The following is a 15,137-nucleotide window of genomic DNA, read 5'->3' as shown; positions in this document are numbered from 1 at the left end:
AATGATGATCAAAGAACAGTTCAGTGAAAAAAGAGACCCGCGTACCGAACACCTGGAAGCGGAGTTGGTAGTAGTAGGAGGCGGACTAGCGGGTGTATGTGCTGCCATCACCGCCGCGCGTACAGGCGTGCGCGTTATATTGGTACAAGACCGGCCTTTGCTAGGCGGCAATGCCTCCAGCGAAATCCGGTTATGGATACTGGGCGCTACTTCGCATATGGGCAACAATAACCGCTGGGCCAGGGAAGGCGGTATGGTGGATGAGATACTGGTAGAAAACATGTGGCGCAATCCCGAAGGAAACCCCGTGATTTTTGACACCATCCTGCTGGAAAAAGTATCGCAGGAAGCCAATATCCACCTGCTGCTCAATACCGTGGTGTACGACCTCGAAAAACAAGCCCCCGACGTAATAAGCCGGGTAACGGCCTTCTGTAGCCAGAATAGCATCCGCTATATTTTAAGTGCGCCTTTCTTTTGCGATGCATCGGGCGATGGGATCGTGGCTTTCCAGGCCGGCGCCGCCTTTCGCATGGGGGCCGAGATAGCCTCAGAATTTGGAGAAAAGTTTGCCCCCTCGCAAGATTATGGGGAACTGCTGGGCCACTCGCTGTACTTCTATTCCAAAGACACCGGCGTGCCAGTTACCTTTGTGCCGCCCGCCTACGCCCTCGAAAATATTACCGATATACCCCGCTACCGCCGCCTCAACGCGCGGGAGCAGGGTTGCCAACTTTGGTGGATAGAATACGGTGGCCGCCTGGACACCGTACACGATACAGAAAAAATAAAATGGGAACTGTGGAAGGTGATCTATGGCGTATGGGATCATATCAAAAACTCGGGCCAGTTTCCCGAAGCCGAAACGCTCACCCTGGAATGGGTGGGTATGATACCCGGTAAGCGGGAGAGCCGCCGCTTTGAAGGCGATTACATCCTCACCCAGCAAGACGTGGTGGAACAACGCACCCATGCAGATGCAGTGGCCTTCGGGGGCTGGTCTATAGACCTGCATCCGGCAGACGGCGTGTTCAGCGAAAAGCCTGCATGTAACCAATGGCATAGCAAAGGCATTTACCAGATACCTTACCGCTGCCTGTACAGCCGCAACCTGCGTAACCTTTTCCTGGCGGGCCGCATCATCAGTGTATCGCACGTGGCCTTTGGCTCTTCCAGGGTAATGGCCACCGGGGCTTATGCAGGGCAGGCCGCCGCCATGGCCGCTGTGCTGTGCCTGCGGGAAAAGCTGGAACCCCGCCAATTATTAGAGCCGCCGCATATGCAACACCTGCAAACGGCCCTGTTAAAGATCGGGCAATTTATCCCGGGCCTGGCCCTGCACGATGATAAAGACCTGGTATTACAAGCCACCCTGCAGGCTTCCAGCGAATATGTGCTGCAAGCACTGCCCGCCGATGGCAGTTATATTTCCCTGGCAGATGCTTCCGGCCAAATGCTGCCCCTGCCAGCTGGCCCGGTACCCGGCATCACCGTGTACGCACTGGCCACGGAAGATACCTGGCTGGATGTGGAACTACGTACTACCAGCACCGTTAGCCACCATACCCCAGATGTAACCCTGCAAACCCTGCGCCTGCCCCTGACAAAAGGCGTACAGCCGGTACCGTTAGTCTTTCATACCACCCTGGCCCGGGCAGGATACGTGTTTATTTGTTTCGGGAAAAATAATCTTGTATCGTTACAGACCAGCAGCCTGCGGATGACGGGGGTATTGTCGGTGTTCAATAAAACCAATCCTGCCGTGTCTAACTTTGGCAAGCAGGAACCGCCAGACAACATCGGTATGGACGCCTTTGAATTTTGGTGTCCCGAACGCCGCCCGGGCGGCAAGAACCTGGCCCTGCAACTCAGCCAGGGCATAGCCGCTTTTGGGGTAGAAAATATCCGCAATGGGATAAACCGGCCGGTGCTTCAGCCCAACGCCTGGCTGGCCGATCCCGCAGATCCGGCTCCTTCGCTTACCATCACCTGGGAGCAGCCCCAAGCTATCCGGGAGGTGGCCCTCGCTTTCGACACCGATTGGGACCATCCCATGGAGTCGGTGCTGATGGGGCATCCGGAAAGGACCATGCCCTTCTGTGTAAAAGCTTTTACCCTGCAAGACGAAGCAGGGAATATCCTGTACCAAACAACGGACAACCACCAAACCCTTCGGCACATTACACTGGCCAGCCCGGTCAGTACCCGCCAGCTTACCCTGCGCATCACCCACATGCAGGGGGCGGTGCCGCCCGGCTTGTTTGGGGTGCGCTGTTATGCATAAGCTGCAAAAGCTTAAAAATACTATCCGGCTACCTGCGAACGAACACGCGTGCGCGGGTAGCCGGTTATTCCCCTGGTCGCCCATGCAAAGTCTCATCATCGCCTGGGTTAAAGCGTAGCGGGTAGGATAAATCCCTTGTTAAGCGTACCAATGTTCCTTATTTCCTCAGCCATACCCGGAAGGTAGTACCCTTCCCAACTTCTGAAGAACGGACGCTGATTTTGCCCTGGTGGTAATCTTCGATAATGCGCCGTGCCAGGGACAGGCCCAGGCCCCAGCCCCGTTTCTTGGTGCTGAAGCCGGGTTTAAACACCTTTTCAAAATTGGCCTTGGGAATTCCCTTGCCCGTATCGCTCACGTCGATAATGATGTGGGTGGGGTGGTCTTCTATGCGTACGTAAATGTCGCCCTTGCCGCTTTCCATAGCGTCCAGGGCGTTTTTGAGCAGGTTTTCCAGCACCCAGTCAAATAACGGGGGCGATATCATGGCCATAATTTCCTGGGTGGGCTTTTCTACGCGAAACTGTATCTTTTGCGAAGCCCTTTTGCGGATATAGCCCACCATGTTCTCCACCTGCTGGGTAATTTCCGTTTCCTCCAGGCGGGGTACGCTGCCAATCTTGGAGAAGCGGTCTGCAATCAGTTTCAGGCGATCCAGGTCTTTTCGCAGTTCAGCTACTAATGGGGCGTTTCCGGGTGTTTCCCGGAGTATTTCCAGCCAGGCCTCCATAGACGACAGGGGGGTGCCCAGCTGGTGGGCAGTTTCCTTGGCCCAGCCCACCCATACCTGGTTTTGCGTAGCCCGGTTAGTGCTGGACAGGGCCAGCAGCACCACTCCTATGAATACCGCCACTACGGCCAGTTGTATGTAAGGATAGTAGCGCACCATTTTCAGGATGAGCGAATCGCCATAATAAATGGAGTTGTATAACTTCAGGTTCCGGTCTATGTCCAGCCGGAAGGGGGGATGTTGCTTTTTAAAATCGGCCAGCGATTCCGCCAGGTACTGCGGGTTATGGGCCATCCGGGCAGAATCCAGGTTGCGGCTGTCGATGATATTGCCATCTTGGTCGGTAAGAATAAGGGGAATGGTATTGTTATTTGTTACAATCTCAATCGCCAGGTTTAAATTGGCGTCAGAAGGGGAAGAGGTAAACAACGTTCGGGTGGCAGCCACCCAGGTAGCCACCTTTTTGGTTTCCTCCTGTTCTATCCTGGTACTCAGGTTATTCACGAACCAGATGGTTACCACCACGATGAACACGGCACTTGCATATAAAAAAAGTCTGCCGCCGATGTATTGTTTAAACATAGTAATAATTAAGAAAAGGCCGGACGCCGGGGCAAAAAAGCATTTTGCGTAAAGCTAAATTATCTCCGTCTTTGTTGCATATTTGCAACACAAAAAACATTTGTTCACGCAAAAAACGAGAAAATCCTTGCCGGTATTGCCATCCGTAGCAGTTGTGATCCTGAACTGGAACGGCAGGAGCTTTTTAGAACAGTTCCTGCCTTCCGTGTGCCAATCTACCTACGGCAATTTACAGCTTATCCTGGCGGATAATGCCTCCTCCGACGATAGCGTGGACTATGTGCGGGCGCATTTCCCACAGGTAAGTATTATTCAACATACGACCAACAGTGGTTTTGCGGGCGGATATAACGAGGCCTTGCAGCAGGTGAAGGCGGATATTTACGTACTCTTGAACCAGGACGTGGAAGTAACGCCCGGCTGGATAGAGCCGGTGGTAGCCCAGATGGAGGCTAATAAGGCCATTGGTGCTTGCCAGCCTAAATTGCGGGCCTTTGCCAGCAAAGACTATTTCGAATATGCCGGCGCTGCAGGTGGCTGGATGGATATCTTAGGGTACACCTTCTGCCGGGGCCGTATTTTATATTGTACCGAGCCAGACAAGGGCCAGTACAACGATGCCCAGGAAATTTTCTGGGCATCCGGGGCAGCCCTTTTCATCCGTGCGGAATGTTTTCATGCAGTAGGCGGGTTCGATGCTTATTTCTTTGCCCATATGGAAGAGGTAGACCTGTGCTGGCGGTTGCAAAGGGCGGGCTACCAGGTGGCGTACTGTCCGGCTTCGCTGGTATACCATGTGGGTGGGGGTAGCCTGCCCCAAGGTAATCCGCGTAAGTTATACCTGAATTTCCGCAACAACCTGATGATGCTGCACAAAAACCTGCACCCGGCAGAACGCAATATCATTTTTATGCAGCGCTTTTTCCTCGACATCCTGGCTGCTGTGAAAAGCTTGGTATCCGGCAAGCCCCGGGATACGAAAGCCATTTACCTGGCCTACCGCCATTTCCGGCGCTGGCGCAAAACCTACGATGCCAGCCAAGACACCCTGCCCCGCCTTCGCCTCTACGACCTGAAGGGGGTTTTTCACGGCATCATGATCTGGCGCTACTATTTTTTACAGCGCAAAACCTTTACGGAGCTAACCCGGCAATGAGTCCGGCACATATTTAATCGGAATTTACTTTGATTTTTACACGACATCATGTAAGTTTGCAGAGCGAAAAATATAGATATGGAAAATACCGTAGAGAATAAGAAAGATTTTACACGCAACTGGGTAGCTTCTTCCCGTTTCCTGTTTTACGTAAGCCTTTTCTGCCTGGTTTTCTTTGTGCTGGCGGGCTGCTATAACTTGTACGTACATCACTACCAGGGAAAACCTGCGGTTAACGTTCCGGATAATACCCTGTACGATCCTAAATATAAATAAGCAAGCATTTAGTTAATATATTTTTTAAAGCCACTGTAGCCTTACAGTGGCTTTTTTGTTGCATGCAGGTGAAGCCATCGCACCCACATAAGCCAGTGCGCTATCATCGCTGTATAAATAAATAGTCTACTAGATTTGTAGGATAATTAAACTTGTGTTATATTTGCTTTCACAACATCAACCAAAAAGGGAGCTTTCAACTTCTTTGGAAACTTATTCATATTGATAGATATATTTACCGAGCCACCAACAAAGGGTAAACAACATAAACCATACTAACAACTTTTTTCAACCAACTTAAAATTGTTCGGGGATCGTGTGCCTTGTCTGCACAGTAAAACTGCTCAATCAAATATTAACGTAAAAAAAAAGCGAGAGTGTTCGCGCACTCCCGCATCATGTCAAGACAAACAGATTCTACTCATTTAATCTTAACAAATCAAAGCTATGGAAAAAAGTCCACATGTAAAATGTCGATTTAGTGGCCATTCGGCCCGTCCAGTGACCGTTTTCAAGGGTTATCTGCCTTCACTTTCCTTCCTTTCCGACAGTTGTTGTTGCTGCTGTAGCCACAGGTAATCTATGCCAACGATACCTGTTTTCCAGTCGTTTTTTCCTGCTTCCGGGAAAAGACAGGGCACTTATTGTCTACACTTCTCCTTTTCTTAACTGCATCTGCTCATGACCACTGATAAATTCCTTGCCAGGCCGGCCAGCCTGGTGCTGTATTTCCTTTTATCTATTGCCTCGGCTTCCGCACAGCAGGTGACGCAGGTAAGCGGCACTGTAACCAGCGAAGATGGCGCGCCGCTCGATGGTGTAAGTATTATTTTTTCTGAAAAACACAGTAAAGGCACCATTACCGATAAAGATGGCACCTTCCGCCTGTCTGTACCACCCGGTGGACGTCATATCGAATTTTCCCTGCTCGGTTATGCACCGCAGCAACTACCCATTACCGGTGCCGGACCTTATAACATCCATCTGAAAAAGGGTGGCGAAATAGGGCTGGATGGCGTAGTGGTAGTAGGGTACGCACAGCAAAAGCGTAGCACCACTGCCGGCGTTGTATCTACCATCAATGCCGTGGCGCTGAAAGATATACACGGCGCTGGTTTTAACGAACGCCTGCAAGGCATTACGCCGGGCCTGCAAATTTCTTCCAACTCCGGTGTGGAAGGCGGCAGCGCACTGGTACGCCTGCGCGGCGCTACCTCTATCAATGCCGGCAATGATCCGCTCTACATTATCGATGGCGTAGCCATTTCAAGCACACCCCTGCAAACGCTGGGACAGGGTGGACAAACCACCAACCCCCTGGCCGACATCAATCCTAACGACATACAGGACGTGCAAGTGTTAAAAGACGCCAATGCTACTGCCATGTACGGATCGAGGGCGGCCAATGGGGTGATCATCATTACCACCAAACGGGGTGACCGCAACGGTAAAACAAAGGTAGCCCTGAACACAGAATATGGCTGGGGACATTACCCCAAGCTTTGGAGCCTGGTGACCGGTCCCCAACATGCAGCAATTATCAACCAGGCCTACCTCAACGACGGGGGAGCACCCAGTGGCCTGCCTTTCCCGGTAACAGACACCATCGGTACTTACGACCGCCTGCACCTTATTTTCAGAACGGCAGAACAAACCACAAACAACATTGAAGTTTCCGGCGGTAATGGCAAAACCAAGTTTTACCTGGGCGGCGATTTCACCAACCAGCAGTCTATTTTAAAACTACAGGACTTCCAGCGCATGGGCTTCCGGGTAAACATAGACCACACGCTGAACAAATCATTGACCATTGGGGTTAGTACCAGTTATACCTATACGAAAAGAAGCCTTTCGCCCAATGGTGATACCGGTGGCATTCTCAACACCGGCCTGCACACGCCCACCCTTACGCCCATCTTTAAACCAGATGGTAGTTATAACAACGGCGAGCGTTTCAACAATCCTTATATTTTATTCGCCAATAACAACGACCACGCCTATGGCAAACACCTTATTGCCAATGGGTATGTGAAATGGAGAATACTGCCCAACCTGAGCTTCCGATCTTCCTGGAGCCTGGATAACAACGACTACCACGAGTTTGTATACTACAATGCCAACCTCACCTCCGGTAAGTCTACCAGTGGCCGCGCAATAGATGCCAACACGTCTAACGTAACCTGGATAGGCGAGCAGGTATTTAACTACAACGTGGCTTTCAATAGCAAGCATAACCTGTCTGTATTTGCAGGCAATACCTTGCAGAAAAGCACCTACCAGAGCGCCAGCATTACCGGTACCAACTTTCCGAGCATTTCCTTCTCCGCCATTTCTTCTGCCGCCATCGTAACAGGCAGTACCACCGGCGATATCAATGCAGGACTCATCTCTTATTTTGCAGGGGCCAATTATAGCTATGACGATAAGTACATCTTCGATGCTAACCTGCGTACAGATGCTTCTTCGCGTTTTGGCGCTAACAATCGCTGGGGTAGATTTCCTTCCCTGGGTGCAGCGTGGCGCATAGGAGAAGAAAAATTTATAAAGCAGCACCTGACCTGGGTGGATGAGCTGAAACTCAAGGCCAGCCTGGGCTGGACGGGTAATCAAAACATTGCCAACTTTGCCTCCGAAGGGCTGTGGTCTGGTGGCAACAACTACCAGGACAATCCCGGTATTGCCCCCTCTCAGCTAGCCAATCCCAACCTGAAATGGGAAACCACCCGCCAATGGGATCTGGGGCTGCAAGCCGGCGTGTTAAACAACCGCCTGCGGTTTGAATTTAACTACTACGACAAACAAACTTCCGACCTGCTACTCAGCGTACCCATTCCTGCCAAGACCGGCTTCACCTCCATTTACGATAACGTGGGCGCCGTGAGCAACAAAGGCTTTGAGTTTGAAATAGCTTCTACCAATATTTCTAACAAAAACTTCCAGTGGACCACCACGTTCAACATTGCCCACAACCAGAACCTGGTGACCAAACTGCCCACCGCTTTTACACAATATAACCGCGACTGGGTGAAGTTGCAGCAGGGTTATTCTATGTACTCTTTCTGGTTGTATAAACAACTGTATGTAGATCCCAAAACCGGCAATGCCGTGTACCAGGATGTAGACCACGACGGAAAGATCACCACTGCCGACCGGCAGATTGTAGGCAATGCCTTCCCCAAATTTTTCGGGGGCTTCAGCAATAGCCTGTCGTATAAAAATTTTGATCTCAACTTCTTCCTTTATTTCTCCCAGGGCAACAAGGTGTTTAACATGAACCGCTACTTCCAGGAGCACGCTGGCAACCGGGGTACTTCCTGGTCTATGCAGGCCAGCATGTTGCGTGCCTGGAAGAAGGAAGGCGATGTGACAGACATTCCCCGCCTCACCAACAAGGCCAATCCCGACGGCAGTTTCAATCACAACTTTGAAAGCAGCCGTTTCCTGGAAGACGCTTCCTTTATCCGTCTCAAAAATGTGGCCCTGGGTTATACCTTGCCGGCCCGCATTACCAACCGGGTGGGCATTGAGCGCCTGCGTGCCTATGTAAACGTGACCAATCTGTTCACCATCACCAAATATTCCGGCGCAGATCCGGAAGTGAATGTGGCGCAGGATTATTCTAACCAAACCGTGCAGGGACTGGACTTTTCCATGGCGCCTCATCCGCGCACGATCAACATCGGCTTAAATGTTACTTTTTAAAGCAGGAACAATGAAAACATCAACTATCACCAGGAACTTCATACTGGTAGTTTTAGGAAGCGCGGTAGTCGCGGTGGCTTCCTGCAAAAAAACTTTCCTCGAAGTATCCTCGGCACAAAATATCTCCGACAATGTGGCCATCGTAGACTCGGCCAGTGCGCTAACCGCCACCCTGGGCGTTTACGACGGTTTACAAAATTCGTATTACTATGGTGGTGACGGCCTGGCTGCTGCCACCTTCCTGAGCAGCGGCGATGGCCTTTGGGTAGGTACACTCAATTATTACAACGACTTTACCACCCATGCCTACCGGTCGGACAATACACTGTTATACCGCATCTGGTCGCAGATCTATGTGACCATTAACCGCGCTAATCATGTAATAGCCAAAGTGCCGGCCCTGGATGGCAAGCTGATTTCCGACACTAAGAAAAATCAATATGTTGGTGAGGCGTATGTTATCCGCGCATTGGCCTTCTTTGACCTGGGGCGCACCTGGGGCAATATTCCGCTGGTGCTGAACCCCACCTCCGATCCCAGTGATGTGAAAGGCATTCAGCAAAGCAACCAGCAGCAGGTATATGCACAGGTAGAACAAGACCTCCTGGCCGCAGAGCCCCTGCTGCCGGCTGGTGTGAATCGAAACCGCATTACCCAAAACACGGTGTACGCTTTCCTGGCCCGCCTGTATCTCTACACCAAACAGTACGACCAGGCCGAAACCTATGCTACAAAAATCATTAGCAATTCTAATTATAGTTTGATAGACTGGAACACCTTTATCAACAACAAGGCTACCAACGAATCAATCTTCGAACTGCAATTCACTACCGCCGATCCCAGTTCCCATAACGGTAGCTGGAGTAGTGTGAATTACCGCAACCAGTTTTGCCCGAACAAGGGTTTGTACAACCTGGTACAAGACCCCTCCACGGGTGGCGACCGAAAGGCCCTGATCCGCGATGTTTCCACGCCGGCCATCACCAACTATTTTGTGCAGCAGTTGTACTGGCGTACCAATGGCGATAACCCGACCTACATTTTCCGCCTGGCCGAGCAATACCTGATCCGCGCAGAAGCCCGCCTGAACAAGCCTGCGCCAGATTATACCGGAGCCTTGCAAGACCTTAATGCGGTGCGCCAGCGCGCCCAGGTAACGGCGCTTACCTTTAAAGACAGCCCAACCCTGCAAAGCGATATCCTGGCCGAAAGGAGGGTAGAGTTTGCCCTGGAGCCACAACGCTGGTACGACCTGGTACGCACCAAAACCGCCGCCACGGCGATAAGTCTTACCGACACCACGAAATACATTTTCCCCATACCATATAACGACCTGGCTGCCGATCCCGATCTGCACCAGAACCCAAATTATTAAAAGACAAAACCGCCTTATCATGACGCAGTTTACCGCATCTATTACCCAGGGTGAAAACCGTACCATCACGGAGTTCCAGCTTCATGATGGACTGCGATACCGTTTTGGGTTTCAATTAGGCTTTGTGTGGTTATTATTGCTAACGCTGCCCCTGGATCCTTTTTACTACCGGCAGTTGTTTTCCGTACGCGATAGTGGGCTGCACTTCCAGGACCTGTTCCGGATTACAGACTACACGCCCTTCTGGGGCCAGTATCATGCCTGGGGCCTGGCGGCATTTACGGGCTGGCTATGGGCCTTGCTGGCAGCGCTGCCACTGGCAATAGTGTGGAACCGGCTGGATAAAAAATTTGAAGCACACTATCCCCAATGGCTATACGCCGTACGCGTAATACTTCGCTACCGCCTGGCCACTGCACTGCTGGCCTATGGATTTTTGCTGCTGTTTCCCCTGCAGGTACCCTTTCCCAGCCTGAGCGAACTGCATACCAAATACGGCGACTTTCTGCCCTGGAAAATATACTACCACTCTTTGGGCGTGTCATCAACAGGGTATGAGTGTACATTGGGTTTCATTGAAATCGTATCTGGGCTTTTATTGCTGGGCCGGCGTACGGCGGTAGTGGGTGCGGGCATTGCGGCTGCCACGCTGATCAATGTAGTACTGGCCAACTTTGCCTACGACCTGGGGCAGCACGTACTGAGCGTGTACCTGCTGCTGCTGGCGGCAGTGTTACTGCTGTACGACGTGCCGCGCCTGTACCAGCTATTGGTTAAAGAAACCCGGGCTAGGGCAGACCGGTTTGTGCCGGCATTTACCGACCGTAGCATCATCTGGCGGCGCTGGGCCAAGGTAGCCTTCACCTTGTTCTTCCTCGTATATGCAGTCCTCGCCTATAGCAGTTACCATTCCGACCGCTGGCCCTATCCCGGCAAGCCTGGGCTGGCAAAGGCGGCAGGCTTTTATAACGTGCGCCATTTCGTGATAGACGGGCAGGAGCTGCCCTACTCACTCACCGATACCCTGCGCTGGCAAAACGTAGTGCTGGAGCAGTGGAACACGCTGAGCATTCATGGGGTACAGCGTGTACGACCCAACTTACAAGGACCTGCCATAGACTATCAGCGCGATTATGAAAACCAGGGCAATGGAGGCCGCCGCTTTTATAGCTATACCACCAGCGGAGAAGATATACTACTGGTGAATAAAAACGATCCTGCCGACAGCATCGCTTTCCGGCTGCAACGGCCCAATGAAGCTACCATCCTGCTGGACGCGGCACGCTACCACGGCCATACGCTGCATGTACAGCTAGACCTGCAGGATAAAACGTACCTGCTGCACCTGGGCCGGCGCAAACCGGTGACCGTGTTTTAACCAATTTAAACAACACAACATGACACAGACTATAGACCGTGCATGGACCAAGGGCGAGAAATTCCTGTTCCGGGTAGCCTTCGCTTTCTTTCTCCTGCTCATCTTTCCGCTGGATCTCACCTGGTACGACCGGTTGTTCCATCCCCGGTCGTTCTTCTGGATACTCTCTTCCCTGGCGGGTTACCGGGCCAATTTTATTACCCTCACTTCTGAGAGTGCACGATGGGGCATAGCCGGCTATGCTACTTGGGGCGCGGCCCTGCTGGGCGCACTAATTATAGCTGGCGGATGGACCTTCCTGGTCAGGAAAAATGAACCGGAAAATTATAACCGGCTGTACTACTGGCTGCGCGTAGTAGTGCGCTATCGCATAGCGCTGGGCATCATTGCATTTGGCTTCCTCAAATTTTATCCCATGCAAATGCCGCCCCCTGCTATCTCCAACCTCGAAACAGATCTGGGCGATTACAATACGTATAAATTGTACTGGCAGCAAGTGGGCGTATCCATATGGTATGAAGTCGTGTTGGGCCTCGTGGAAATCGTGGGTGGTATTTTATTGTTTTTCCGTGGCACCACGGCTTTGGGTGCTGTTATCAATATTGGCGTACTGGGTAATATTGCCCATGCCAATTTAGCCTACGATGGCGCTGTGCATGTATACAGCTCTTTTTTTGTACTGCTGTCGCTTTTTATACTGGTGCCTTACGTGGCCCCGTTATGGAAACTGCTGATTAAACAGGAAGACGTTTCGCTACAACTTTACAGGCCGGCCTGGAAGTCACGAGCGCAGCAGATTTGGGCGCACACGGTCAAATATGTAATTGTGTTTTTCTTTACCATCCTGTATGGCATTTTGCGCTACGATGTGCATTTTAAACAGGGCAACCTGAAAGACCCGATCACACCGGGCCTGGCAAAAGCAGCAGGGGTATACAACGTGACTACCTTTAAACTTAATGGCCAGGATCTGCCTTACTCGCCGCTGGATTCTGTGCGCTGGTCGCAGGTGATTTTTGAAAAATGGAGTACACTGGTGTACAAAGTACATAAGCCTTTCGCTATTTCCCTGCCCAATGGCGATCCCCAACCCAAAGATGTAGACCGTAGTTATGAACTGGCCGGCGTGGCCGGCGGCAACCGCTTCCTCTACTACCGCGCCGATACTGCCAATGGCCTGCTATACCTGCAAGACAAGGCGCAGAAAACCGCCTGGGAAGACCGTAACAAACCCACCAAACCTAGTAACAAAACACCTGAAAAAACAAAATCAAAAGAAGAAGACGCTCCGCAACTGGTATGGCATTTTACCCGCCAGGGCAGCGAGCGTATTATCCTCTCCGGGCTGAGCGAACGTAAAGACAGTATCTACGCGGTGCTGGACCGGGTACCAATTGATTATCCACTGCAACTAAAAAGAAGCCAGTTATAAAATGAAAAAATTATGTTCCGCAATCATCGCCCTGCTCCTTACCGTTAGCGTGCAGGCAACACCCACCAAGGTTTTAGTAAGGGTGAAAGCCAAAGATGCAAAGTTTATCGGCACCGGCATAGGTGGCGCGCTGGTGTTGATCAAAGACCACCTTACCGGCGAGCTATTGGCCAAAGGTCTTACCAAGGGCAGCTCCGGCAGCACCGACGTAATCCTGAAAACAGCACTGATCCGGGGTCAAAGTATTGTGGATGCGCAAACCGCCGTTTTCGAAGCCAACATAGACATCCAGGATCCCACACTAATAGACATTAGCGTGGTAGCGCCGGTAAACCGGCTTAATGCGGCGGTAAATGGCAGCACACAACTGTGGCTGCTGCCCGGCAAAAACATTGCCGGCGATGGGGTGATTATAGAATTGTCTGGTTACATCCTCGACATACTGACACCTAATTCCCACCAGCTTATTGCGCTGGATAGCATTAAATCGCATAGCCTGGATATTAAAGTAAGCCTCACCATGCTGTGCGGATGCCCCATCAGCAAAGGCGGCGTGTGGGATGCCGATCACATAGAGATCAAAGCCATCCTGAAAAAAGAAGGCGTTACCACAGGCACCTTCCCGCTGAACAAACTGCCCGGCAATAATCTTTTCAATGGCCAGGTACCCATAGCTGGCAAAGGAAATTATGAAGTGCTGGTGTACGCATACGATGCCGCTACCAACAATACCGGTCTTGATCGCATTAACTTCGTTATTCAATAAGCCATGAAAAAATGGATCACCACGGTTTTGCTGGCCGTTAGCGCCAGCAGCCTTTGGGCGCATACCCTGCCCGAAACAGACAGTATAGTGTACCAGGACAAGGCGGTGCAGGTTACCCAGTTCAACGACGCCGGCCTGGCACATTTTTCTTATGCCATCCTGGCCAATGGGCAGCTTATTATTGTAGATCCCGGTCGCAATCCAGCCATCTACCTGGCTTTTGCCAGGCAAAAGAAAGCACGTATTGCCGGTGTTATAGAAACCCATCCGCATGCAGATTTTGCCAGTTCGCACAATGAACTGCATAAATTTACAGGTGCACGCATTTACACCAGCAGCCTGGTAAAACCTGGCTATACCTACACCCGCTTCGATGAGAACGATCACATTGCCCTGGGCGGAACGGTAGCGTTGCGTGCCATCTTCACGCCCGGGCATGCTCCGGATGCTATAGCTGCGGTGCTGACTGAAAATGACAAAGACATTGCCGTGTTCTCCGGCGATGCCCTGCTCATTGGCGACGTGGGCCGGCCAGACCTGCGTTCCTACAATGGCGACGTGGCAACGCAACGGGAGGTGCTGGCGCATAAAATGTATCATACTGTATGGGAGAAATTTGCGGTGCTGAACGACGATGTGTTGCTGCTGCCCACCCATGGCGCAGGATCGCTTTGTGGTAAGTCTATGCGCAAGGCCAATGTTTCTACCATTGGTTATGAGCGGGCGCATAACTACGCCTTCCAGCTTAAAGACGAAGACGTATTTGTAAAAACACTACTCGCCGACCTGCCGGCCATTCCCGCCTACTTTCCGTACGACGTGGCCCTGAATGTGGCTGGGGTGCCAGATTTCCTGCCTGGTGTGCAAGGTGTACCCCTGCTGCCACCCAATAAAAATCCCGATACCACCGCGCTGATCGTGGATGGCCGGGCCGGGCCATTGTTTAAACAGTCTTACCTGCGCAACGCAATTAATATCCAGGATGGAAGGCGGTTTGAAACCTGGTTGGGTACTGTAGTAGGCCCGGATCAGCGGTTTTATATTACTGCAGAAAACGAGGCCCAGCTCAGAGTACTTATTGAAAAAGCGGCCAAGATAGGGTACGAATCCAAACTGCTGGGAGCCTTCGTGTACAACGATGTGCAGGGCGCTCATTTTCCTGTGTTGGATACTACCCAACGGTTAAACGTGCACGCCTATACGATTATTGACGTACGTACGCCCAAAGAAGCCAAAGACAATCCCCTTTTCCCGGATGCTTTGAACATACCGCTGGACCAGCTAAGCCGCCGGATAGGGGAGATACCTGCCGGTAAGCCTATCCTGGTGCATTGCGAGTCGGGCTACCGCTCTGCTACGGGCAGCAGTATTATTAAAAAATACCTGCCAGCCGCTGAAGTGCTGGACCTGGGTACCGCTGTAAAATCATACGAGGGTAAGCATTAGTTTAGTACTT

General features: G+C 51.6%; 10 protein-coding genes. 9 read left to right on the top strand and 1 reads right to left on the bottom strand.

Annotation, left to right across the window (positions count from 1 at the left end; genetic code table 11):
• The first annotated feature begins 1 nt into the window (after nt 1).
• A complete protein-coding gene (locus tag GA0116948_RS08905; protein ID WP_240619188.1) occupies nt 2–2,284 on the top strand; it encodes an FAD-dependent oxidoreductase in 2,283 nt (760 codons plus the stop codon).
• 157 nt (nt 2,285–2,441) lie between these two features.
• Here the strand turns inward: GA0116948_RS08905 and GA0116948_RS08900 are convergent, their stop codons facing one another.
• Nucleotides 2,442–3,596, bottom strand: a complete 1,155-nt coding sequence (locus GA0116948_RS08900) for a sensor histidine kinase (RefSeq protein WP_089711249.1) — start codon at nt 3,594–3,596, stop codon at nt 2,442–2,444.
• Between the two features lie 100 nt (nt 3,597–3,696).
• On the opposite strand from GA0116948_RS08900, the gene GA0116948_RS08895 reads away from it, so the two are divergent.
• The 8 genes from GA0116948_RS08895 (at nt 3,697) to GA0116948_RS08860 (ending at nt 15,127) form a co-directional block, all read left to right on the top strand.
• On the top strand, nt 3,697–4,752 hold the full coding sequence (locus GA0116948_RS08895; protein WP_240619187.1) for a glycosyltransferase family 2 protein: 1,056 nt from the start codon (nt 3,697–3,699) through the stop codon (nt 4,750–4,752).
• 78 nt (nt 4,753–4,830) lie between these two features.
• The gene (locus GA0116948_RS08890; RefSeq protein ID WP_089711247.1) at nt 4,831–5,028 is read left to right on the top strand and encodes a hypothetical protein; all 198 of its coding nucleotides are present in this window, start codon (nt 4,831–4,833) and stop codon (nt 5,026–5,028) included.
• 681 nt (nt 5,029–5,709) lie between these two features.
• Nucleotides 5,710–8,730 (top strand): SusC/RagA family TonB-linked outer membrane protein, encoded by a 3,021-nt coding sequence (locus tag GA0116948_RS08885; RefSeq protein ID WP_089711244.1) that lies wholly within the window; start codon nt 5,710–5,712, stop codon nt 8,728–8,730.
• A gap of 10 nt (nt 8,731–8,740) precedes the next feature.
• Complete coding sequence (locus tag GA0116948_RS08880) at nt 8,741–10,105, top strand: RagB/SusD family nutrient uptake outer membrane protein (protein ID WP_089711242.1); 1,365 nt, start codon at nt 8,741–8,743, stop codon at nt 10,103–10,105.
• 19 nt (nt 10,106–10,124) lie between these two features.
• A complete protein-coding gene (locus GA0116948_RS08875; protein WP_089711240.1) occupies nt 10,125–11,483 on the top strand; it encodes a hypothetical protein in 1,359 nt (452 codons plus the stop codon).
• A gap of 19 nt (nt 11,484–11,502) precedes the next feature.
• Nucleotides 11,503–12,915, top strand: a complete 1,413-nt coding sequence (locus GA0116948_RS08870) for a hypothetical protein (protein ID WP_089711237.1) — start codon at nt 11,503–11,505, stop codon at nt 12,913–12,915.
• Nucleotide 12,916: 1 nt separating this feature from the next.
• Nucleotides 12,917–13,681 (top strand): hypothetical protein, encoded by a 765-nt coding sequence (locus GA0116948_RS08865; protein WP_089711235.1) that lies wholly within the window; start codon nt 12,917–12,919, stop codon nt 13,679–13,681.
• Nucleotides 13,682–13,684: 3 nt separating this feature from the next.
• On the top strand, nt 13,685–15,127 hold the full coding sequence (locus GA0116948_RS08860; RefSeq protein ID WP_205686102.1) for an MBL fold metallo-hydrolase: 1,443 nt from the start codon (nt 13,685–13,687) through the stop codon (nt 15,125–15,127).
• Nucleotides 15,128–15,137: the final 10 nt, after the last annotated feature.

The sequence above is a fragment of the Chitinophaga costaii genome, from assembly GCF_900094705.1.
Classification (GTDB): Bacteria; Bacteroidota; Bacteroidia; order Chitinophagales; family Chitinophagaceae; genus Chitinophaga; species Chitinophaga costaii.
This window is presented reverse-complemented; position numbering and strand designations above follow the sequence as displayed.

Coding starts and splice junctions, on each gene's coding strand:
- GA0116948_RS08870 (WP_089711237.1), top strand. CDS start 11,503: ATGACACAGACTATAGACCGTGCATGGACCAAGGGCGAGAAATTCCTG.
- GA0116948_RS08865 (WP_089711235.1), top strand. CDS start 12,917: ATGAAAAAATTATGTTCCGCAATCATCGCCCTGCTCCTTACCGTTAGC.
- GA0116948_RS08885 (WP_089711244.1), top strand. CDS start 5,710: ATGACCACTGATAAATTCCTTGCCAGGCCGGCCAGCCTGGTGCTGTAT.
- GA0116948_RS08860 (WP_205686102.1), top strand. CDS start 13,685: ATGAAAAAATGGATCACCACGGTTTTGCTGGCCGTTAGCGCCAGCAGC.
- GA0116948_RS08905 (WP_240619188.1), top strand. CDS start 2: ATGATGATCAAAGAACAGTTCAGTGAAAAAAGAGACCCGCGTACCGAA.
- GA0116948_RS08900 (WP_089711249.1), bottom strand. CDS start 3,596: ATGTTTAAACAATACATCGGCGGCAGACTTTTTTTATATGCAAGTGCC.
- GA0116948_RS08875 (WP_089711240.1), top strand. CDS start 10,125: ATGACGCAGTTTACCGCATCTATTACCCAGGGTGAAAACCGTACCATC.
- GA0116948_RS08880 (WP_089711242.1), top strand. CDS start 8,741: ATGAAAACATCAACTATCACCAGGAACTTCATACTGGTAGTTTTAGGA.
- GA0116948_RS08890 (WP_089711247.1), top strand. CDS start 4,831: ATGGAAAATACCGTAGAGAATAAGAAAGATTTTACACGCAACTGGGTA.